The organism is Sulfitobacter sp. OXR-159 (genome assembly GCF_034377145.1).
In the GTDB taxonomy this organism is placed as follows: domain Bacteria; phylum Pseudomonadota; class Alphaproteobacteria; order Rhodobacterales; family Rhodobacteraceae; genus Sulfitobacter.
Map to the genome: position 1 here is coordinate 1,969,064 of NZ_CP139707.1, position 21,811 is coordinate 1,990,874.

22 protein-coding genes are annotated in these 21,811 nt (G+C 61.8%); 10 read left to right on the forward strand and 12 right to left on the reverse strand.

Annotated elements, in window-relative coordinates; genetic code table 11:
• The first annotated feature begins 67 nt into the window (after positions 1 to 67).
• The 5 genes from alr (at position 68) to purF (ending at position 5,975) form a co-directional block, all read left to right on the forward strand.
• Positions 68 to 1,111, forward strand: coding sequence for an alanine racemase (alr, locus tag T8A63_RS10075; protein WP_322343700.1), 1,044 nt, complete (start codon positions 68 to 70; stop codon positions 1,109 to 1,111).
• A gap of 280 nt (positions 1,112 to 1,391) precedes the next feature.
• Positions 1,392 to 2,189 carry a DNA repair protein gene (locus T8A63_RS10080; RefSeq protein ID WP_067941845.1) on the forward strand — a complete coding sequence of 266 codons (798 nt, stop codon included), beginning with the start codon at positions 1,392 to 1,394 and terminating at the stop codon, positions 2,187 to 2,189.
• Between the two features lie 104 nt (positions 2,190 to 2,293).
• Positions 2,294 to 3,661 carry a DNA repair protein RadA gene (gene radA / locus T8A63_RS10085; RefSeq protein WP_067629128.1) on the forward strand — a complete coding sequence of 456 codons (1,368 nt, stop codon included), beginning with the start codon at positions 2,294 to 2,296 and terminating at the stop codon, positions 3,659 to 3,661.
• Between the two features lie 29 nt (positions 3,662 to 3,690).
• Positions 3,691 to 4,245, forward strand: a complete 555-nt coding sequence (locus T8A63_RS10090) for a CvpA family protein (RefSeq protein ID WP_067629130.1) — start codon at positions 3,691 to 3,693, stop codon at positions 4,243 to 4,245.
• Positions 4,246 to 4,490: 245 nt separating this feature from the next.
• On the forward strand, positions 4,491 to 5,975 hold the full coding sequence (purF, locus tag T8A63_RS10095; protein WP_067629132.1) for an amidophosphoribosyltransferase: 1,485 nt from the start codon (positions 4,491 to 4,493) through the stop codon (positions 5,973 to 5,975).
• Between the two features lie 88 nt (positions 5,976 to 6,063).
• On the opposite strand, the gene T8A63_RS10100 is transcribed toward purF, so the two are convergent.
• Complete coding sequence (locus T8A63_RS10100) at positions 6,064 to 6,333, reverse strand: hypothetical protein (RefSeq protein ID WP_322343701.1); 270 nt, start codon at positions 6,331 to 6,333, stop codon at positions 6,064 to 6,066.
• Positions 6,334 to 6,532: 199 nt separating this feature from the next.
• Between T8A63_RS10100 and infC the strand changes: the two genes are divergently transcribed.
• Positions 6,533 to 7,081 carry a translation initiation factor IF-3 gene (gene infC, locus T8A63_RS10105; RefSeq protein WP_348155125.1) on the forward strand — a complete coding sequence of 183 codons (549 nt, stop codon included), beginning with the start codon at positions 6,533 to 6,535 and terminating at the stop codon, positions 7,079 to 7,081.
• A 111-nt stretch (positions 7,082 to 7,192) separates the two neighbouring features.
• Here infC and T8A63_RS10110 read toward each other — a convergent pair whose 3' ends face one another.
• The 6 genes from T8A63_RS10110 to T8A63_RS10135 form a co-directional block, all read right to left on the reverse strand.
• Complete coding sequence (locus T8A63_RS10110; protein ID WP_322343702.1) at positions 7,193 to 9,121, reverse strand: OmpA family protein; 1,929 nt, start codon at positions 9,119 to 9,121, stop codon at positions 7,193 to 7,195.
• 162 nt (positions 9,122 to 9,283) lie between these two features.
• Complete coding sequence (locus T8A63_RS10115; RefSeq protein ID WP_322343703.1) at positions 9,284 to 10,072, reverse strand: xanthine dehydrogenase family protein subunit M; 789 nt, start codon at positions 10,070 to 10,072, stop codon at positions 9,284 to 9,286.
• A gap of 71 nt (positions 10,073 to 10,143) precedes the next feature.
• Positions 10,144 to 12,519: a xanthine dehydrogenase family protein molybdopterin-binding subunit gene (locus tag T8A63_RS10120; RefSeq protein WP_322343704.1), complete on the reverse strand. Its 2,376-nt coding sequence runs from the start codon at positions 12,517 to 12,519 to the stop codon at positions 10,144 to 10,146.
• Between the two features lie 115 nt (positions 12,520 to 12,634).
• Positions 12,635 to 13,120, reverse strand: coding sequence for a (2Fe-2S)-binding protein (locus tag T8A63_RS10125; RefSeq protein ID WP_067629144.1), 486 nt, complete (start codon positions 13,118 to 13,120; stop codon positions 12,635 to 12,637).
• Between the two features lie 86 nt (positions 13,121 to 13,206).
• Complete coding sequence (locus T8A63_RS10130) at positions 13,207 to 14,208, reverse strand: molybdopterin-binding protein (RefSeq protein ID WP_322343705.1); 1,002 nt, start codon at positions 14,206 to 14,208, stop codon at positions 13,207 to 13,209.
• Entirely contained in the window at positions 14,205 to 15,164 is a 960-nt protein-coding gene (locus T8A63_RS10135) for an XdhC family protein (RefSeq protein WP_322343706.1), read from the reverse strand. Before T8A63_RS10135 ends, T8A63_RS10130 begins: the two co-directional genes overlap by 4 nt.
• A 144-nt stretch (positions 15,165 to 15,308) precedes the next feature.
• Here T8A63_RS10135 and T8A63_RS10140 point away from each other — a divergent pair, with 144 nt between their 5' ends.
• Genes T8A63_RS10140 through grxD form a run of 3 tightly spaced genes read left to right on the forward strand, consistent with a single transcriptional unit; the run spans position 15,309 to position 16,256 of the window.
• Positions 15,309 to 15,545, forward strand: coding sequence for a BolA family protein (locus T8A63_RS10140; protein ID WP_067629149.1), 237 nt, complete (start codon positions 15,309 to 15,311; stop codon positions 15,543 to 15,545).
• Between the two features lie 2 nt (positions 15,546 to 15,547).
• Positions 15,548 to 15,892 carry a hypothetical protein gene (locus tag T8A63_RS10145; protein ID WP_082849428.1) on the forward strand — a complete coding sequence of 115 codons (345 nt, stop codon included), beginning with the start codon at positions 15,548 to 15,550 and terminating at the stop codon, positions 15,890 to 15,892.
• 1 nt (position 15,893) lies between these two features.
• Positions 15,894 to 16,256, forward strand: coding sequence for a Grx4 family monothiol glutaredoxin (gene grxD / locus T8A63_RS10150; RefSeq protein ID WP_067629150.1), 363 nt, complete (start codon positions 15,894 to 15,896; stop codon positions 16,254 to 16,256).
• Positions 16,257 to 16,432: 176 nt separating this feature from the next.
• Here grxD and rpiB read toward each other — a convergent pair whose 3' ends face one another.
• The 4 genes from rpiB to T8A63_RS10170 form a co-directional block, all read right to left on the reverse strand.
• On the reverse strand, positions 16,433 to 16,882 hold the full coding sequence (gene rpiB / locus T8A63_RS10155) for a ribose 5-phosphate isomerase B (protein ID WP_067941828.1): 450 nt from the start codon (positions 16,880 to 16,882) through the stop codon (positions 16,433 to 16,435).
• 102 nt (positions 16,883 to 16,984) lie between these two features.
• Positions 16,985 to 17,320: an MliC family protein gene (locus T8A63_RS10160; RefSeq protein WP_322343707.1), complete on the reverse strand. Its 336-nt coding sequence runs from the start codon at positions 17,318 to 17,320 to the stop codon at positions 16,985 to 16,987.
• Positions 17,317 to 17,709, reverse strand: a complete 393-nt coding sequence (locus tag T8A63_RS10165) for a cell division protein ZapA (protein ID WP_067629152.1) — start codon at positions 17,707 to 17,709, stop codon at positions 17,317 to 17,319. Before T8A63_RS10165 ends, T8A63_RS10160 begins: the two co-directional genes overlap by 4 nt.
• Positions 17,709 to 18,239 (reverse strand): hypothetical protein, encoded by a 531-nt coding sequence (locus T8A63_RS10170; RefSeq protein ID WP_067629153.1) that lies wholly within the window; start codon positions 18,237 to 18,239, stop codon positions 17,709 to 17,711. Before T8A63_RS10170 ends, T8A63_RS10165 begins: the two co-directional genes overlap by 1 nt.
• A gap of 329 nt (positions 18,240 to 18,568) precedes the next feature.
• On the opposite strand from T8A63_RS10170, the gene tkt reads away from it, so the two are divergent.
• Positions 18,569 to 20,584 (forward strand): transketolase, encoded by a 2,016-nt coding sequence (tkt, locus tag T8A63_RS10175; protein WP_322343708.1) that lies wholly within the window; start codon positions 18,569 to 18,571, stop codon positions 20,582 to 20,584.
• A gap of 83 nt (positions 20,585 to 20,667) precedes the next feature.
• On the opposite strand, the gene T8A63_RS10180 is transcribed toward tkt, so the two are convergent.
• On the reverse strand, positions 20,668 to 21,642 hold the full coding sequence (locus T8A63_RS10180; protein WP_322343709.1) for a DUF808 domain-containing protein: 975 nt from the start codon (positions 21,640 to 21,642) through the stop codon (positions 20,668 to 20,670).
• Positions 21,643 to 21,811 lie beyond the last annotated feature (169 nt).

Here is a 21,811-nt window from a genome sequence, read left to right on the forward strand (position 1 = left end):
TGTCGCGCATGACGTTAGGTGCGCTTGGCCGCTTGACCTCCCCCCGCATTCTGGCCCACATCCGCGCATGAGCAAAGCAACCCTGACCATCGACCTGCAAGCCATCGCCGACAACTGGCGCGCCCTTGACCGCATGACGGAGGCCGAGACCGGCGCGGTCGTCAAAGCCGACTGTTATGGGTTGGGCGCAGCCCGCGTGGCGACAGCCTTGGCCGAGGCTGGCGCGCGGCAGTTCTTTGTGGCCTTGGCCGAAGAAGGCGTAGCACTGCGGCAGGCTTTGGGCGAAGGCCCGGTGATCAACGTCTTTTCCGGCCACATGGCAGGCGACGCCGAGGCGATTGCCGGTGCCGCCTTGACGCCGATGGTCAACTCGACCGAGCAGCTTTTGCGCCAGCTTGAGACCCTGCCCGGCCATGGCTTTGGCATCCAACTCGACAGCGGCATGAACCGGCTGGGGATGGAGCCTGCGGAATGGGCGGCCCTGCGCGACATCGCACTCAGCCAGAACCCCTCGCTGATCATGTCGCATCTGGCCTGCTCAGACGAACCGGGACACGAGATGAACGACGCGCAGCTGCGCAGCTTTCACGAGATGACCCAAGGGATCGACGTGCCCCGCTCGCTCTCTGCCACGGGGGGCATCCTGCTGGGCTCCGATTATCACTTCGATGTGACGCGGCCCGGGATTGGCCTTTATGGCGGGCGCCCCTTCACCGATGCGCGGCCTGTGGTCACCCTCGATGTGCCGGTGATCCAAACCCGCAACGTCACCCCGGGAGAGACTGTGGGATATGGCAACACATGGACGGCAGAGAGCACGGTGAAGCTCGCCACCGTCGCTGCGGGCTACGCCGACGGGCTCCAGCGCGCCATGGGCAATGCAGTCGGCGCGGCCTCATTCCAACATGACGGCATTTCGCTGCCGATTGTCGGGCGCGTGTCGATGGATCTGATCACGGTGGATGTCTCTGCGTTAAATGAAGTCCCCGCGACTTTGCAATTGCTGGGGCCAAAGCAGGGTGTCGATGATCTGGCGGATTGGGCCGGGACGATCGGCTACGAAATGCTCACCTCGCTCGGGGCGAGATACGCGCGGAGCTACGCCGAATAGATCGGCGATTTTCCCCCATCTCTTATTGGCTGGGCACCAAGGCGGCGCTGTTTAGCGTGGCTATTTTCCCACAGGTCTATCCCCGCCCGTCTCGGCCTTTCACGCGATAAATCCCCCCAATCACTGCAAAAAGTTTACGAAAAACCTGAGGTTGTGCCATAATGTCGGCAAAACTGCGTTAAATCCTCAGCATAATTCCGCACTGAATGGGAACCAAGAAGGATAAAGAGGCGTTGGTCGGCAGAAACTTGCTTAGTAGCTCTTCCAGGGGGGAGAAAGTATGTCCCAGCTTCGTTCATTCGCCTACCTCATCCAATTCGCCTTTCAAAGGCTTGCCGTTGTGGTCTTTGCCCTCGCGGCCATCGCCCTCACCGTAGCCAGCATCATGGCCGGGATCGGCCTTTGGGATTGGATCAGTCTTGACCTTCGATATGGCGGTGAGCCTGTTGAAAACGCTGGGATGTACGCCCAGCTAACCTTAACCGCTCTTGCCGTGGGCCTGTGTTTTTTCCTGCCCACCAACCGTCGCGTCATGCAGCTTGAAACCTCGCACCGCCAGTTCAATGTTGGCATGCAGGACGTGGCCCGCGCCTATGGCGCCGTGCACGCCGCCGACCGTGCGGAAACCTTTCAGATGAGTTCGGAATTTGATTCGGTGCGCGAACGTCTGGCCTATCTGCGCGATCACCCCGACCTCAGCACGCTGGAACCCGCTGTGCTGGAAATGGCCGCACAGATGAGCCACGTGGCCCGCGATCTGGCCGAAGTTTACTCGGATGAGAAACTGGCCCGTGCACGCAGCTTCTTGAAACAGCGCCAAGAAGAGGTCGAGTTGTTCAACAGCCGTCTGGATCAGGCCAAAGCCATCTCGACAGAGATGAAACATTGGCTCCACGAAGTCGAACTCGAAGAGAGCGTCGCCGTGGCCCAGCTTGAGCGCCTGCGTGACGAGATGCGTGAGATCATGCCGGAACTTGGCCTTGAGCGTGTGGTGCAAACCGAAGCCCCCGAGCGCCAGCCGGAGCCGACATCGCTCGACAATATCGTGATCGATCTGCCTCCCAAAGCTGCCGAATAACACCGGCGGCAGCATCCGGCCCATTGGGTTCCCCCCCGGGATCATCACCCAAGGGCCGGATGCTTTTCCTTTGACGCCATCCGGCACCTGCGCGAAAAGGGCCCATGGCTAAAACCTCCTCAAGTTTTTCTTGCACCGAATGCGGCGCAAAACATTCCAAATGGTCCGGGCGCTGCGACGCCTGCGGCGCTTGGAATTCGATCGTCGAAGACAAGGGCATCTCCGCAGGCCCGCCCAGCAAATCCTTGGGCGCACGGCGCGGCTCTGCCATTGAACTCACCGATCTTGCCACCCAAGAAACCCCGCCACCGCGCGCGCAATCCGGTATTGCCGAGTTGGACCGCGTTCTGGGCGGCGGCTTGGTGCCCGCTTCGGCGATTCTTGTGGGCGGCGATCCGGGCATCGGCAAATCTACACTTCTGCTTCAAGCTGCCGCGCATTTTGCGAATTCGGGTCTAAAGACGATTTACGTCAGCGGAGAGGAAGCCAGCGCGCAGGTCCGCATGCGCGCCCAACGGTTGGGCCTTTCCGAAGCGCCGGTCAAACTGGCGGCAGAAACCAATTTGCGCGATATCCTCACCACGCTGGAAGCCGAACGGCCACAGCTTGCCATCATCGATTCCATTCAAACCATGTGGGCCGATAACGTCGAAAGCGCGCCGGGCTCGGTCAGTCAGGTGCGCGCCGCGGCGCATGAGTTGACCAGTTTTGCCAAACGGCGCGGGGTCGCCGTGATCCTCGTTGGCCACGTCACCAAAGAAGGCCAGATCGCTGGCCCGCGGGTGGTGGAGCATATGGTCGACACCGTGCTCTATTTCGAAGGCGAACGGGGACACCAATTCCGCATCTTGCGCGCGGTCAAAAACCGTTTTGGCCCGGCAGATGAAATCGGCGTGTTCGAGATGACGGGCGGCGGTCTGTCTGAGGTCCTCAACCCCTCGGCGCTGTTTTTGTCGGAACGCGGCCAACCCTCCCCCGGGTCGGTGGTCTTTGCGGGCATCGAAGGCACGCGCCCTGTCTTGGTCGAGCTTCAGGCGCTCGTTGCCCCCTCGCCCCATTCCCAAGCGCGCCGCACCGTGGTGGGGTGGGATTCGGGCCGCTTGGCGATGATCCTCGCGGTGTTGGAGGCGCGCTGCGGGATTCCTTTTGCGGGGCTGGATGTCTATCTCAATGTGGCAGGCGGCATGAAAATCTCAGAGCCCGCCGCCGATCTGGCCGTGGCTGCCGCGATCCTTTCGGCCCGAGAAGACGCGGCCCTGCCCGCCGAAACCGTTGTTTTCGGGGAAATCAGCCTGTCCGGTGCGCTGCGCCCCGCCAGCCAGACGGAAAACAGGTTGAAAGAGGCGCAAAAACTTGGTTTTACGAGCGCTATTGCACCGCGCGGCGGGAAAGCCGTGGGTGCGACCGGAATTGCGCTGAATACGATGAGCGATCTGACCGGATTTGTTGGCGAAATTTTCGGGGCGGGCTGATCCCCCCTTAGACGAGGGCGAGAACGCGCATGGACGGTTTTACCATTATTGACGGGGTGGTCGCGGTGGTCATCGTGCTATCGGCACTGCTGGCCTATGGCCGCGGGTTGGTGCGCGAGCTGATGGCGATTGTCGGCTGGATTGCAGCGGCAGTGCTGGCCTTTCTCTTTGCGCCGCAGGTTGAGCCGCTGGTGCGTGAGCTGCCCTATGTTGGCGAATTCCTTGCCGACAGTTGCGAATTGTCGGTGATCGGTGCCTTCGCATTGGTCTTTGCCGCCGCGTTGATCGTGGTTTCACTTTTCACCCCGCTGTTCTCTTCGCTGGTCCATCGTTCGATGCTGGGCGGCCTCGATCAAGGGCTTGGCTTTATCTTCGGCGTCGTGCGCGGCGTGCTTCTGGTGGCAATTGCCTTCTTCGTTTACGACACGGTCATCACCGGTGAGCGCACGACAATGGTCGAGAACAGCCGCTCCGCTGCTGTATTCTCGCGCTTTACCGGCCAGATCGAAGAAAAAGACCCGCAAGAGGCGCTTGGTTGGATCACCAACCGTTATGAGGCGCTCGTCGGGAAATGTAGCGCCTAAAGCCTTCACAAACTCTTAACACTATCGTTTTAGACAGGCGGCCAGAACAACGGGCCGCCTGTTTTGCGTTTGGGGCACATCCGGGACTGGCAGCGGTGCATCCGCTGCCCAGTTCTCGACCCCTCGGCACACTTTATCGCGCCTGTCGCTCCTCGCGGGCGACATGCGGGGTGACAGTCGGGTGCGAAGCCCCTACATAGGCACCGACCCCACCCGGATTCGGAGTTGCCCCGTTGTCCAAGCTCATGCCACCCGCCCATCCCTTTGACACATCCTACCTGCGCGACAGCGGAGATGAGGATAAACTGAAGGAGGAATGCGGCGTTTTCGGCGTGGTTGGCGTTGCTGATGCCGCCACTTTCGTGGCCCTTGGCCTCCACGCCCTCCAGCACCGCGGACAAGAAGCAGGCGGCATCGTCAGCTATGATCCCGAAGCTGGTTTCCAATCGGCCCGCCGCTTTGGCTATGTCCGTGATAACTTCACCTCGCAGGATATCATGCAGACCCTGCCCGGCGAATTGTCCATCGGCCATGTGCGCTATTCCACGTCCGGCAACAAAGGCCCCACCGCGATCCGCGATGTGCAGCCTTTCTTTGGCGAGTTTGCCATGGGCGGTGCCGCAATTGCGCATAACGGCAACATCACCAATGCCAACGCGCTGCGCCGCGAGTTGATCGAGCGCGGTTCGATCTTTCAGTCTTCCTCGGACAGTGAGTGCATCATTCACCTGATGGCGCGGTCGTTGCAGCGCAACATCCCCGAACGCATGGAAGATGCCCTGCGCCGGGTCGAAGGGGCCTTTTCTGTCGTGGCAATGACGCGCACCAAGTTGATTGGCGTGCGCGATCCGCTAGGGGTTCGCCCGCTGGTTCTGGGCCGTGTCGGCGATGGATGGGCGCTGAGCTCTGAAACCTGCGCGCTTGACATCATCGGCGCCGAATTCGTGCGCGAGATCGAGCCGGGCGAGATGGTCGTGATCACTGAGAAAGGCGTCGAAAGCCACTTCCCCTTCCGGCGCGTCGCCTCGCGTTTCTGCATTTTTGAGCACGTGTATTTCAGCCGCCCCGACAGCATCCTCGGCGGTCGCTCGGTCTATGAAACACGCGAGAATATTGGCCGTGAACTGGCCAAGGAAAGCCCGGTTGACGCCGATCTCGTCTGCCCCGTGCCCGACAGTGGCACCCCGGCAGCGATTGGTTTCAGTCTTGAATCCGGCATTCCCTACGCGATGGGCATCATCCGCAACCAATATATGGGCCGGACCTTCATCGAGCCGACAGAGCAGATCCGCAACATGGGTGTGCGTCTCAAGCTCAACGTCAACCGTGCGCTTATCAAGGGCAAGCGGGTGATCTTGGTCGACGACTCCGTGGTGCGCGGCACGACCTCGCGCAAGATCAAAGAGATGATCCTCGACGCTGGCGCCGCCGAGGTTCACTTCCGCATCGCCTCCCCGCCCACGGCTTGGCCTTGTTTCTACGGCGTCGACACCCCGCAGCGCGAAAAGCTGCTGGCGGCGACCATGTCCGAGGACGAGATGCGCGATCACCTACAGGTCGACAGCCTCAAGTTCATCTCGCTCGACGGTCTGTACCGCGCGGTGGGCGAAGCCGAAGGCCGCAAGGCCGAGTGCCCGCAGTATTGCGACGCCTGCTTCTCGGGCGACTACCCGGTCACCCCTGCCGATCAGGTCAAGGAAGGGTTCCAAATGAAGCCCGCCGCCGAGTAACCTGCCAAACGGAATGCACCAAAGCAAAGGCCGCGCCCGGAACCCCGGACGCGGCCTTGTTTTTTGCCACCCTCGCGGGATTGCTTGCTTAGTTTTGCGCCGCAGGCTCGGCCGCATCATTGGCGCTGTCCGTCGCATCATCCACGGCGTCGCTGATCGCCTCTCCGGCGGCGTCGACCGTATCGGTGATCGCCTCTGCCGCGTCCTCGGCGGCGTTGGTCACATCCTCGGCCACCTCTGGCGCATTTATCGCCTCAGAGGCTTCGATGGCCACTTCCTGCGGCCCTTTGCCGGTGAAAAGCATATAGCCCGCCAGCGAAATCAACGCCGCCACGACCAACCAGACCAGATTCTTCATTCCATTCCCCTTAATCTACGCCCCGCGACGTTAGAGATTACCCCCGGGGCCGCATAGCCGTCAATTGCGCCACATTCGCCCCAGATCAAGGGTAAATCGCCGCAAAGCCCACGCATAGCGCGATTTTGCGGCTTGAAGATGCCCCCACGCGGGTTTACCTTGCATTCTCGAATTAGGTAACAATCAAAGGACCATCACCATCGCTCGCAGACCTCATAACGCGCCGCCCCAACGTGACACCGGCCCGCGCGTCAACGACAAGATCCGCTCCACTGAAATCCGCCTGATCGGTGCGGACGGCGAAAACGTCGGCGTTGTGACGCCTCAGCGTGCCATGGAAATGGCCGATGAAGCTGGGCTCGACCTTGTCGAGATTTCGCCCAATGCCAAGCCGCCCGTGTGCAAGATCATGGATTTCGGCAAGTTCAAATATGAACAGCAAAAGCGCGAGAGCGAAGCCCGCAAGAAACAGAAGATCATCGAGATTAAAGAGGTCAAGTTCCGTCCCAATACGGATACGAACGACTACGATGTGAAGATGCGCAATGTCTTCAAGTTTCTCGAAGGTGGCGACAAGGTGAAGGTCACCCTACGGTTCCGTGGCCGTGAGATGGCGCACCAGAACCTTGGTCGTGAGCTTTTGGAGCGCGTTGCTGCGGATACCAAAGACATCGGCCGGGTTGAGAACTTCCCCAAGATGGAAGGCCGCCAGATGGTCATGGTGATCGGGCCCCTGCCCAACAAGTGATCCGCTCTATGTCGGGTCCGCACGGCAGGCCTGATTGATCATCTTATAGCCCATAACGCAAAACGCCCCCGGATCGCTCCGGGGGCGTTTTCATTTTAGGGGTAGGTCTGCTTAACGCAGCAGACCGGTAATGTTCCGCACGACCGCACGGCGGTTCGCAGGTTCCGCTGACGTCGTCGGCACGCGCAGCTGGCTTTCGCCGTAGCCCTGCGTGATCAGGTTGGCAGGCGGTACATCGAAGTACTCCGTCAGAGCCAGCGCAACGGTCTCTGCACGGCGGTCCGACAGGGCGAGGTTGTAGCTCGCATCGCCAACCGCATCCGTATGCCCTTCGACAAGGATCACGGTGCGCGGATCCTTTTGGATCAGGTCACGCAGTGTGGTGCCGATATTGGCAAGCGAACGGGCCTGCTCAGGCTGGATCGCAGCGGAGCCTGTGGGGAAGCGCACGGCGTCCAGTTCCAACTGCGGCGCGAGAGAGCGCACCTCACGGATTTCGCGCACCTGACGCAGGGAGAATGTCCGCCCCTGATCGTTGCGCAATTCCGTCTGCAGTGCATGACGCAGCGCCGCTTCGTCTTGCGTGCTGGCGCGCTGAGCTTGCTGGGTTTCCTGAACCTGCGGCAGGTCGTTCACCACAACTTCACGCTCTTCGACAAGGTCATCCACAAGCACGTACTCGCGGCCCTGTGCGTCAAAGTTGGTGCGGCGCAGCACGGTACCATCGCGCGAACGAATGGTCTCGACCCGGCTACCATCGCTCTTGGTCACGATGGTACGGGTGGAGCCGTCGTCAAAGGTCTGCGTTTGCACTTCATCGCCGGGGCGACGCAGCAGCGCATTGTCGTCCTTCAGAACACGCAACTCACCAGTATCGTCCTGAACAACCACACGGTCACCGGAACGGCTGACGATCTTTTCACCGTTGTTCAGCACCGACCCCACGGCCACGGCGCCAAGGCCAAGCAGCAAGGCTTTCTCGAAGTCCGACAGCCCGCTGTCGTCATCGTTTGAGGCCGCTGCTTCGGCTTCGCCAGCGGCGGTCACTTTGGTGTCGAAATCTTCGTCCGAGGTACGCACGTCCTCTTCGGTGACTTCTTCGGTCACTACTTCTGCTTCCGCATCGTTTTCGGCAGCAGCGGCAGCCGCAGCTGCGGCGGCCTCACGCTCGGCACGGCGTTCCTCGCGACGCTCTTCGCGGCGCTCGGCACGGCGGGCTTCGCGGCGCTCTTCACGGGCTTGGATCTGCTCTTCGGTCAGACCAGCGTTGTCTTCTTCGCCCACCGCTTCGCCGCTCATTTCGGCTTCGGTTTCGGCATCCTGCGCGGTAGTGGCAGTAGCTTCGTCATTCTGGACCGCTTCTGCTTCGGTCGCAGTTTCGGCCTCCAACTCGCTTTCGGTGGTTTCTACGGGCTCGGTGGTCTCGGCCGCTGTATCAGCAGTTGCTTCGGCTTCTGCAGTGGTTTCGGCCTCAACTTCCGCGTCCTGCATGGTCTCGGCTTCGACTTCAGCCTCTTGCTCGACGACGGGTTCGGCTTCGACCTCTTGCTCAACCTCTGCTTCTGTTTCCGCTTCGGCCTCTACCTCTTCGTCAACTTCGGCTTCAGCAGTCGCCTCGGCCTCGGCTTCCGACGCAGCTTCGGCGGCAGCTTCAGCTTGCGCCTCTGCAGCATCAGCCGCTTCGTCGGCCTGTTCAGCCACGCTGTCTACGGCGGCAGCAGCGGCATCGCCAGTGGACTCAACCGCATCGGCAGCTTGGTCCAAGACGGAACCGGTTTCCGCTTCGGCCTCGGTTTCAACTTCAGCTTCCGCTTCGGCTTCCACTTCCGCCGAAGCTTCCGCATCAGCGCTCAGCCCGGCGATAACGCGCAACTCTTCGGCGTTCTCTACCGTTTGATCGTCAAATGCGCAGGGAAACTCTGTCGCTTCGCCCGCGGGGCCGCATTCGGCCAGATTCTGCTCCTGAGCGAAAGCGCCATGCGGGAAGGCCAATGCAAGGCTCAGACCCAGCGAAGTCGTAGATCTCAGTAGGTTTTTCATGTTCACGTCCTCATTATTACGGGAACGCCGTTCGGGCAGCGCTTGTCACCCAACGCATAATGGGGGCGCTGGTTCCGCTATCCAATATCAATACCTTATCCCATGAAAATACCGCGCCCCCATCCGGGGACGCGGCAAAGGTTTACAAAGTGTTATCGACTATCAGGCGATGGCTGCGACAGCGCGGCGGGTCATCACGCCGCAAAGATGCGCGCGGTAGGCGCCGCTGCCGTGCAGATCACTGATCATATCATCCGAACCGAGGGTGAGACCCTCTAAGGCACCAGCCTCAAACCGGCCAGACAAAGCGGCTTCGGCCTCCGTCCAGCGGAAGACACCATCATTCGACGCGCCGGTGATCGCCACGCGCACCCCATCACCGAACCGGGCGACATAGGCCGCGACCAGCGGAAAGCGTGAGGCGGGTTGGATGAACTTCTCGTAATGCGCGGCCTGCGGAATGGGAAAGCGCACGCCGGTCACGATCTCCCCTTCTTCCAAGGCGGTGGTGAACATGCCCTGAAAATAGTCATCCGCCGCAATTTCGCGCCGGTCGGTTTCAATCGTCGCCCCGCTGGCCAAGGCCCCGGCGGGATAGCAGGCAGACGGATCATTATTGGCAAGCGATCCGCCGATGGTGCCGCGGTTGCGTACCGCCGGGTCACCGATCCGCGCGACGAGGCTGGCCAAGGCGGGATAGCTTTCCGCGGCCTCGCGCATGACGGTTGCGTGGGTCGTGCCGCCGCCAATCCAAAGCGCGCCATCGCGCATTTCCACGCCTTTCAACGCATCAATCCCCGCCAGCGACACCAGAACCGAGGGCATCGCCAGCCGCGCCTTCAGCGTGGGGATCAGCGTCTGCCCCCCGCTCAGCGGTTGCGCGTCTTCCTGCCCCAAGGCTTTGACCGCATCCGCCACGCTGCTGGGGCGCTCTACTTCGAAATCATACATTTTTCATCCTTCCCAGAGGCCGCCCGTGCGTCGCCTCTTTGTCCAATACACTTTTCAGTAGGCCAAGGCGCTCAGCCATTCATCGCCTCCCAAACCCGCGCGGGGCTCACCGGCATGTCGATATGGCCGATGTCCTTCCCGCCCGAGCGCATGGCGTCGAGGACCGCGTTTACCACGGCAGGCGGCGAGCCAATCGCCCCCGCCTCCCCGCAGCCTTTGACGCCCAAGGGGTTGTGGGTGCAGGGCGTCTGGCAGGAATGATCCACGTCATAGAACGGCAGATCGCTGGCGCGGGGCATGGCGTAATCCATGTAAGACGCGCTGAGCAATTGGCCGTCCTCATCATAGGCGCAGTTCTCCAACAAAGCCTGACCAATCCCTTGGGCCAAGCCGCCGTGCACTTGGCCGGTCACGATCATCGGGTTCACCACATTGCCAAAGTCATCGGCAGCCGTGAACCGCTCGACGGTGACATGGCCGGTGTCGGGATCAAGCTCGACCTCGCAGGCATAGGCCCCCGCCGGATAGGTAAAGTTTGACGGGTCATAAAAGGCGGTTTCTTCCAAGCCCGGTTCGATCTCCTCCAGCGGATAGTTATGCGGCACGTAAGCTGCCAGCGTCACATCGCCCCAAGCCACGGATTTGTCTGTGCCCGCGACGCTGAAGGCCCCATCCTTCAACTCGATATCCCCTTCCGACGCTTCGAGCAGGTGGCTGGCGATCTTTTTGGCTTTGGCGATGATCTTTTCGGTCGCGCGTACCATGGCGCTGCCGCCCACGGCCAGCGAGCGTGAGCCATAGGTGCCCATGCCCATCGGTGTGCGCGCCGTATCGCCATGGACGATCTCGACCATATTCTCGTCGATGCCGATCATATCGGCCACCACCTGCGCGAATGAGGTCTCATGCCCCTGCCCGTGGCTGTGGCTGCCGGTCATGACAACCAGCCCGCCGGTCGCGTTGACCCGCACCGTGGCGCTTTCATACAGGCCCGCGCGTGCTCCGAGTTGGCCGACAAGGTTCGACGGTGCGATGCCGCAAGCCTCGATATAGCAGTTCACGCCAAAGCCGCGCAGCCTGCCCTTGGCTTCGCTTTCCCTGCGACGGGCTTCGAAACCGGCGTGGTCGGCGATCTCTTCAAGCTTGTCCATCGTGGCGTTGTAGTCGCCCGTGTCATATTCCACCGCCACCGGCGTGGCATAGGGAAACTCCGTCACGAAGTTCTGGCGGCGCAGTTTGATCGGGTCGACCTTCAACTCATGCGCGGCCTTGTCGATCAAACGCTCCAACTGATAAGTCGCCTCGGGCCGTCCGGCCCCTCGATAGGCATCTACTGGCACGGTATTGGTAAAGACTGCCTTAACGTTCACATAGATCAGCGGCGTTTTGTAATTTCCCGCCATCAGCGTACCGTGTAGCCATGTCGGCACCGAGGGCGCGAAGGTCGAGAGATAGGCCCCCATATTGGCGTAGGTATCGGTGCGCAGTGCGGTGAAATTGTTGTCGGCATCCAGCGCCAGTTCAATCTTGGTCACATGGTCGCGGCCATGGGCATCCGACATGAAAGCCTCCGACCGGCTGGAGGTCCATTTCACCGGACGCCCCACCGCCTTGGCGGCGAAGGTGCAAAAGGCTTCTTCCTGATAGTGGAAAATCTTGGTGCCAAAGCCACCGCCCACATCTGGGGCGACCACGCGCAGTTTATGCTCGGGGATGCCGAGCACAAAGGCACCCATCAGCAGGCGGATCACATGCGGGTTCTGGCTGGTGGTATAAAGCGTATGGTCCCCCGCCGAACGGTCGTAATCGCCGATGGCCACGCGCGGCTCCATCGGGTTGGCGACAAGACGGTTGTTGACCAGTTCCAGCGTAGTGACATGGGCCGCGTCGTCGAAAGCCTTGTTCACCGCGTCTTTGTTTTCCTCAACAAACCCCCAATCGTAGCAAAGATTGCTGGTCAGATCGTCATGCACCTTGGGCGCATCGTCTTTGACCGCCTCCCTCATGTTCACCACGGCGGGCAGCTCGTCGATATCGACGACGATTGCTTCAGCGGCGTCACGCGCCTGCGCCAAAGTCTCGGCCACCACGGCGGCGATGGGTTCGCCCACATGGCGGACCTTTTCATGGGCCAGCACCGGGTGTTTCGGCTCTTGCATCGGTTGGCCGTGTTTGTCTGTGATCTGCCAGCCACAGGGCATCCCGCCGATCTCGGCAAAATCCGCACCGGTAAAAATCTTCAGCACGCCGGGCATGTCTTCGGCGGCAGAGGTATCGACCCCCGTCAGCCGCCCATGCGCCACGTCGGAGCGCAGGAAAAACACATGGGTCTGGCGGCGCAGGTTAATATCATCCGTGTAGCGCCCCGACCCGGTGAGAAAGCGAATGTCCTCCCGTCGTTTGCTGCTGGCACCAATTCCGCTCGTCGGTTCAAAATCCTTAGGCATAACGTCCTCCCGTTTGGTGGCGGTGCGGATGCACCTGATCTGTCACGCGGCGCCCGGTTCTGGTGGTCCTCCCTCCGCCATCACCGGTCTGCTCAGCATGACGCTGTTCTTGGATTTACTCTGCTGCCAGCGCGCTGACGTCCTGACCGCTGGCGGCCATGATCGCTTTGACGATGTTGTGGTAGCCGGTGCAGCGGCAGATATTGCCGTCAAGGTAGTGGCGCACCTCGGCCTCCGAGGGCTTCGGGTTATCTTTGAGCAGGGCCGCCGCCGACATCACCATGCCCGGCGTGCAAAATCCGCATTGCAGCCCGTGGTGATCCTGAAACGCCTGTTGGATGGTGTTGAGCGTGCCATCGGGAGCCGCCTGCCCTTCGATGGTGTCCACCTCGGCGCCGTCAGCCTCAATCGCGAACATGGTGCAGGCTTTGACCGCATTGCCATTCACATGGACCACGCAGGCTCCGCATTGGCTGGTATCGCAGCCGACATGGGTGCCGGTGAGTTCGAGATCATCGCGCAGGAATTGCACCAGCAGCGTGCGGCCTTCGACCTCCCCTGACGCGGGTTTGCCGTTCACGGTCATCTTGACCTGTGTCATGTTCTTCCTCCCAGTCTGACGCTTGTTAGAGGCAGTTAAGCACGACAAGCCCTAGTTGAGAACATATATTTTCCGAGGGCTTTTTCTCAGCTGCCGCCTGCGCTTTTGCCGGGGTTTCGCGGCTGCGGGCGGGTCGGAATTTCCTTGAGCAATCCGCCCACCCCCATGCCCGCGATATCCGCGCTGCTGACGGGAATGCCGCAGACCAGCCGCGACAGCACCCAATCCGCGCCGTTGAGCGCAGGCGAGCGGGCGCAGCCCGGCAGGCCAATCACGGCGCGGCCCCCAAGGTGGCCGAGAAAGAGCAAATTGCCGGGGTCCACCGGCATGCCAAAGCGCGTCACGTCGCCCCCCGCGGTGCGCAGGGCCATCGGGGCCACGTCATTGATGTCAGAAGTGGCTGAGGCGGTGAGGATCAGGATCAGATCGGTCTGTGCAGCCGCAATGGCTTCGGCCAGCGGGGCGGTGCGATGGGGAACCGTTGTGGCATCTTTCAGCGGTACGTTCAGGGCCTTCAGCCGCCCCTCCACCGCCGCGCGGCCCTTCTCTCCGGCGCCGCCGGGGACATCGGTGATGATAAGCGTCGCGTCGCCCAAGACGGGTGCCGCAAGGCGCAGCGCGCCCTCTCCCGCAGCCGCACAGGCGGTTTCCACCGCCTCGGCGGGCACGGCATAAGAGATGATCTTGATTGTCGCCACCATGCCGTTCTCACCCATCTGTTGATGGGGCGGCACCGTGGCCAGCGTGATCATCGGATGGACTGCGTTGACCGCCTCTAGCGCCGCGCGGTCCATCACCACCACACCCGGCCCATCGGCCAGCAGGTTCACGCGGCCGGTAAAGGGGTTCGACATCCGAAGACCCGGACCACAGAGCGCTTGGGCCAATTTGGCAGCACCGGCGTTTTCGTCAATGTCGCCGGGGTCGAGCCGGGCGACGATCACCTCTTCGATGCCTGCAGCCGAAAGCGCGTCGATATCGGGCTGCTCCAACACCCGCCCCTTGCGCAGACGCCCCTCTGCAACGGCCACGGAATGCGCCAGCGTCGCGTTAAGGGCATCGCTTAAAGGAACCGGGCCGAACCTCATGACCGACGCAGGCTTTGGATCATCTGAGCAAGGATCGAGACGGCGATTTCGGCGGGGCTTGCCGCCCCAATATCAAGCCCCACCGGTCCGTTGATCCGCGCCGCTTGCGCTGCCGCCACGCCCGCCTCCTCCAACCGCGCCAGACGGCTGGCCTGGGTTCGGGTCGAGCCGAGCGCGCCGATATAGAAAGCCTCTGACCCAAGCGCCACATGCAACGCCGGATCGTCGAGTTTGGGGTCATGGGTCAGCAAAACAACGGCAGATCGGGCATCGAGGCCAATCTCGCGCAGCGCGGCATCAGGCCAGTCGTTCACAAGCCGACAGTTAGGGAAGCGCGCAGGAGAGCCGAAGGCGTTTCGCGGGTCAACGACGATGGGGTCAAACCCAGCCTCGCCCGACATGCGCACCAGATGCTGCGCGATATGCACCGCGCCGACGATCACGAGGCGCAGTGGCGGGTTGTGGATGGCGATGAAACGCCCGCTGTCTTCCTCAACGCCAGACCGGTCCCGGCGGAAACGGTCTTGGTGTCCCTCATGCGACAGGTGGCGGTGGCTGCCATCAAGGGCAACCTCATAGGCCACGGCCTGCCGCGCCGCGCGTTTCGCAACGAGTTCCCGCAGCATCTCTAGGGGTAATGCGTCAGGCCCTACCGGTTCCACCAGCACTTTGATCGTGCCGCCGCAGGCCAATCCCACGGCAAAGGCGTCGCCGTCGCTGACGCCGTATTCCAGCAGCCGCGTGCGCCCGTCCTCCAGCGCCTCCAGCGCCTCGACCACCACGGCCCCTTCAACACAGCCGCCAGAGACCGAGCCCATCATCGTGCCGTCACCCGCCACGACCAGTTGCGCGCCCGCGCGCCGCGGGGCGGAGCCCCATGTTTCCACCACCGTGGCCAGTGCCACGGGCTGTCCGGCCTCGGCCCAGTCGAGCGCTTGTTCGGGGATCCGGTCCATCTGTCGTCCTTTCGCCGTGAGGGCGCAGAGTGTGTTGCAACGCGGGCAAAGGTCAATGCCCGATGCGGCCACGGCTTCGCCTTGCACGCAGCGCAGTGCGGCACTACATCTAGGCCAAGATATCACAACACCCGGAGCCACCCCATGCCCATGCAAGCCAGCGAAATCGAAGACCTGATCCGCGCTTCCTTTCCGGACGCCAAGATCACCGTCGAAGGCAATGATGGTGTGCATATGGCGGCGATGGTCGTCGACGAAAGCTTTCGCGGTATGAACCGGGTCCAGCAACAGCGCGCCGTTTATGCGGCCCTTAAGGGCAAGATGGACGGATCGAACGGCGATTTGCACGCGCTGGCGCTGACCACACGGACGCCGGACTAACGATGTGGGGCTGGGCCGCAGCGGTTGTTCTGGGCGGGATCGTCGCCACCGCCTATGCCCAACACCGTGCGCGACGCGGGCGGCATGTGCCGCTGGCGCAACGCCAGCCTCCGCGCCCTGAGACCGGCAAAGTGCCGCTGGGAATGGAGGCGCTGGATCTGGATGCCGTGGCCAGCACCGCGCGGCGCAATGAGAGCCTTGAGCGTGGGCAGACGAATTGGACGAAGAAACGGGGCGGTTTCTTTCTCGGCGGGGCCGAGTTGGATGTGAAGCCCTGGGCCGACGATGAAACCTATGCGCGGCGCTATCACGCTGCGTTCAAGAAATCAGATACGAAGGACAAATGACATGAGCGATGCCGCCAACCAGATCAAAGAACAAATCACCAAAAACGACGTGGTTCTGTTTATGAAAGGCACCAAGGAAATGCCGCAGTGCGGTTTCTCCAGCCGCGTGGCCGGGGTGCTGAACTACATGGGCGTTAACTTTGCCGATGTGAACGTTCTGGCCGACGAAGGCCTGCGTCAGGGGATCAAGGATTTCTCTGACTGGCCGACCATCCCGCAGCTTTACGTCAAAGGCGAGTTTGTCGGTGGCTGTGACATCATCACCGAGATGACACTCTCGGGCGAGTTGGACACGCTCTTTGCCGAGAATGGCGTGACCTTTGATAAGGACGCTGCGGATAAGATCCGCGAAGCCAACGGTTAAAGCGACCACAGGTTAGACGAAAACACCCCGGAGCGGCTTGGCCCTCCGGGGTGTTTTTTTGTCCGGCACCTGCAGGCGCCCTGTGCAGCACCGCCTGCTATGACGCCCTGCAAACTCGGTTTAAAAAACTGCCCCGGACGCACCCCAAACGGGCGCGCCCCGGCAGCACCTTAACCTCAGTCTTCAATCGCCGTGATCATATCGACGCGGCGGCCATGACGCCCGCCTTCAAACTCGGTATCGAGAAAGGCATCCACGATCTCAAGCGCAAGCCCGCCCCCGATCACCCGCGCGCCCATCGACAGCATATTCGCGTCGTTATGTGCCCGGATCATCTTGGCCGAAAAGGTATCGGCACAGACGCCGCAGCGAATGCCCTTGACCTTATTGGCCGCCATCATGATGCCCTGCCCCGTGCCGCAGATCAGGATGCCAAGGTCGAACTCCCCCGCTGCGATGCGTCGTGCGGCGGCTTCGCCGTGTTTGGGGTAATCCGTGCTTTCTGCCGTTGCCGGGCCGATGTCTTCGACCTCAAAACCGCGCTCGGCCACATGGCGCGCGATTTCTTGGCGCAGGGCGATGTCGGCATGGTCGCTTGAGATGATGATGCGGGGTTTCACGGTCATGGGAGAGTGTCCTGATTGTTGCGTCGCAAGAGCCAGCGCCCAAGGGGCACTTTTCGCGCCCCCCAGAGCATATTGCCGCCCGCGCCGCAATCCCGCATGGGGTCAATCTTGCGGCACACAGTCCGTATAGATCGGCGTCACCGCGTCACTGGCCCCCTCGTGCCAGCCAAGGCGCGCACGGCCCTGATGTTCCCACCATTCATAGGATGACCCGTCCGAAGGCCAGCCGTATCGCGCGCCAGAGCCGGAGGGCATGGACTGCAAATGGATGAGCCGCCCTTCGATATAAAGCACCGCAACAGCGGGATCGGCATCGGGGACATAGACCACCGGCACCGATACCCCACGGTCACAGAGATAGGTCACGGCGGTGGTCTCGGCCCCCGCGGGCGCGGCCCAGAGCAACGCGCAGAGGGCTGCCCTGATGCCAATGCTCATTTGCCAGATTTCTCTTCGATCTCGGCGGCCAGCGCTTCGGCCCGTGCGGCGATCTCGGCCAGCGTGTCTTTGACACCCTGCGGCACGACGGGCACTTCGATACGCTCCGGCTCGATCTTGGTGTTGCGTAGGCTGGTCAACTCGGCCTCACGCTCGGCCAATTCGGCGCGCACTTCGGCGATGCGGTCTTCGACGCTGGCGGTTTTGTCGGCCAAAAGCAGACCGGCCATCAGCAACATCCGCGCCTCGGGCATGCGGCCCACTTGATCGCTCAGCACACGGGCTTCATCGTCCAGCATTTTTGCGGCGGCGTGCAGATAGCTCTCTTCACCTTCCTGACAGGCGACCTCGAACTGGCGGCCGCCAATGGTGATCCGTATTTCGGGCATCAGTCGGCCCCTCCTGACTTGGGTTCTTCTTCGGCGCGGTCATCCTCGGCGGGCGCCTCGGGTTCGGGCTCGCCGTCTTCGACCAGAGGTGCCAGCGCGGTTAACACGGCGTCAATCTCGGCCATCTCAATGGCGCGGGTGGCGCGCAGGCTTTCCAGTTCGGCAATAACGGCGGTGTCGATCAACTTGGGGTCGGCCAGCCCTTCGGCATTGGCCAAGCGCAGCTGTTCACAGGCCGCCGACAACTGCTCATTCGCCTGACGCAGACGCTGCACGTCCATATCAAGCTGGGTCACCCGGTCATTGTTGAATTCCATCTGATCGCGCAGGGCGGTCAATTCGTCCTGATGGCTTTCCTTCAGGGTTTTGACCCGGTCGGTCAGCTGAGCGTTGGCTTGCCGCTCGTCTTCCAGCGCCTGCACGATATCCTCATCCGGCTCGGCCGGGGCGGCGTTGAGCTGATCCAGCCCCTTCGCCATCCGGTCCATCGCGGCCGTGATGCGGCGTTGATATTCTTCAAGTTCACTCATCCGCATGAAGTCTCCTCGTTCGTCCTGCTCTATCGGCGGCGTTTTCGCCTGCCGTGCCCCGTGGCGGCGGCCCGTGATGGCTGCCGTATTCGGCAGATAGCGCGCAGCCCACGCAATGTCACGCGCGCGAATCGCCCGGATCAGCCGGTTTCCGCGATCCTAGCCAAAGCTCAGGCAAATTGCGCCCCCCCTTTCGTTTCAGCGACTTGAGGCGCAGAGTTCACCTCTGCCCGTGCCGCACACCGCTGCTGGCGCCCGGTTGTGCTTGAACTTTGCCCGATCGCTGGTATGCACAGGCCCAATCTGCCACAGCCGCAAAGGAACGCCCCGTGGATCTGACAGCCCTCGCACGCGCAAACCCCGATCACTGGTCCAAGGCCACCGCCATTCGCGCGCTGACCCTCGATGCCGTCGCCGCCGCCAATTCGGGCCACTCCGGCATGCCGATGGGCATGGCCGATGTGGCAACCGTGCTTTTCGAAAAGCACCTCAAGTTTGACGCGGCGAACCCGCTTTGGCCTGACCGTGACCGCTTCATCCTGTCTGCGGGCCACGGCTCCATGCTGATCTACTCGCTGTTGCACCTGACGGGCTATGAGCAGTTCCCCATCGAAGAGCTGAAAAACTTCCGCCAGATGGGCGCGCGCACAGCCGGGCACCCGGAGAACTTCCTCGCCGACGCGATTGAGACCACCACCGGCCCGCTCGGCCAAGGCATCGCCAATTCGGTCGGTTTCGCCATGGCCGAAGAGATGCTGCGCGCGCAGTACGGGGCAAAGGTCGTGGATCACCACACCTATGTCATCGCGGGCGACGGCTGCTTGATGGAAGGCGTAAGCCAAGAGGCGATTACCCTCGCCGGCCGCCACAAACTGAGCAAGCTCATCGTGATGTGGGACAACAACAACATCACCATCGATGGCCCGGTGACCCTGTCGGACAACACCGATCAGGTCGCGCGTTTCAAAGCCGCGCAGTGGCATGTGATCGAAATCGACGGCCACAACCCCGATGAGATCGACGCGGCCCTAACCGAGGCGAAAGCCACTGACCTGCCGACGATGATCGCCTGCAAGACCCATATTGCTCTGGGCCACGCGGCGCAGGACACCTCAAAAGGCCACGGCGCTTTGACAGACGCCGACCAGATGGCCGAAGCCAAAAAGGCCTACGGTTGGACAACCGGCCCCTTCGAAGTGCCCGCTGACGTAAAATCCGCATGGGAAGAGATCGGCAAACGCGGTGCCGACGCGCGCCGCGACTGGGAAGAGCGTTTCGACAAGATGCCCCGCGCCAAGCGCGAGACGTTTAACCGCGCCTTGGCGCTGGAAGCGCCCAAGAAGATGAGCGCCACCGTCAAAGCCTTCAAAAAGCAGATCACCGAGAGCGCGCCCAAGATGGCGACCCGCGCCGCGAGCGAAAAAGCCCTCGAAGTGCTGAACCCGATCCTACCCGAAACGGTCGGCGGCTCGGCGGACCTGACGGGCTCGAACAACACCAAGACATCCGATCTGGGCGTCTTCGATGTTGACAACCGCGGCGGGCGCTATGTCTACTGGGGCATTCGCGAGCATGGCATGGCGGCGGCGATGAACGGCATGGCGCTGCACGGCGGCATCCGCCCCTATGGCGGCACCTTCATGTGTTTCACCGACTATGCGCGTCCGTCGATGCGCCTCGCGGCGCTGATGCAAATCCCCACGGCCTTTGTCATGACCCATGACAGCATCGGCCTTGGCGAAGATGGCCCGACCCACCAGCCGGTCGAGCATCTGGCGATCAGCCGTGCCACACCCAACACCTATGTCTTCCGCCCCGCCGACGCGGTGGAAACGGCGGAGGCTTGGGAGATTGCCTTCACCTCCAAAACCACGCCGTCGGTTCTGTCGCTGACCCGTCAGGGCCTGCCGACCGTGCGTCTTGAGCACAAGAACAACAACCTCACCGAAAAAGGCGCCTATGTCTTGGCCGATGCCGAGGGCAAGCGTCAGGTGATCCTGATCGCCACCGGTTCGGAAGTGCATGTGGCACTGGCTGCGCGTGATCTGCTGCAGGCCGAAGGCATCGGCACCCGCGTCGTCTCCATGCCCTGTATGGAACTTTTCGCCGCGCAGGATGAGGCCTATCGCAAGCGCGTGCTGCCCGGTGGTGCCGTACGTGTTGGTGTTGAAGCAGGCATGCGTCAGGGCTGGGATCAATGGCTCTTTGGCGAGCGCGGCAAATACGGCAAAGCCGATTTCGTCGGCATGGACCGTTTCGGTGCCTCTGCCCCGGCCGAAGAATTGTTCGAACGGTTCGGCTTTACTGCTGAGAATGTCGCTCAGAAAGCCAAGGCGTTGCTCTGATCCACGGATCACACGGCACAGCAAAAAGGGGCGACGGTTCAACCGTCGCCCCTTTTCTATTGACCTATCACTAAGGCCGCATTTTACACAGCGGCCTTGTGAAAGACCTTGCGCCAAATCGGCGTGACGATCTTTTCCCCGATCGGGATTAGCACCAGACCAAGCGCCAGACCAAAGAGCCCATCAATCCCCGCCGTGGTGATCCACTCGACGGCCCCTTCGAACTGGGCCGGGACCACGTGGCCAACGCTGACCGCGATATCATGGATCCAGTTGTAGGGCGCAGCAAAGCCCATCTGCTCCAACCCGTGAATGATGATCGACCCGCCGACCCACAGCATGGCCGCCGTGCCAACAACGGTGAGCAGTTTCAGGAACCCCGGCATCCCGCGCACCAGCCCGCGGCCCAAGCTGCGCGTCAGGCCAAAACGCCCCCGGTTCGCCATCACCAGCCCCAGATCATCCATCTTGACGATCAAAGCGACGGAGCCATAGACCGCGATAGTGATCATCACCGCCACCGCCGCCAGCGTGGCCGCTTCCATCCAAAAGTTACTCTCGGGGATCGCGGACAGGGCGATGGTCATGATCTCCGCCGAGAGGATAAAGTCGGTCTTGATCGCGCCTGCGGCCTTCTTCTCTTCCAGCTGTGCGGGGTCTTCGACGACCTTCTCCTTATCAGGGTAATCCTCATGCCCGTGCCCCCAGCCAAACGCATGGGCAACCTTCTCCGCCCCCTCGAAACACAGGTATGCCCCGCCCAGCATCAACAAAGGCGGGATCGCCCATGGCGCGAAATTCGCCAACAGCAGCCCCACTGGCAGCAGATACACCAATTTGTTGCGCAAAGACCCTTTGGTGATCCGCCAGATCACCGGCAGCTCACGTTCGGCCTTGAACCCATGCAGATACTTCGGCGTCACGGCCGCGTCGTCGATCACCGCGCCCGCCGCCTTAGAGCCCGCCTTGGCCGCCTGCCCGATCACATCATCCACGCTTGCCGCCGCAACTTTGGCGATCGCCGCCACATCATCCACAAGTGCCAGTAAACCGCTCATTTCGTGCCCCTTTTTGCGTGTTGCAACCGAAGTAGCATGTGCAGCCCATCTGGCAAGTCCGAAGCCGGAACGACCTTTACCGCTAACATGCAGGTTTAACGCTAACATCCGGAAATCATTTGGTTTTGCCCCTTTCCCCTGCCTGCCTTGCGCGGATATAGAACGCGCG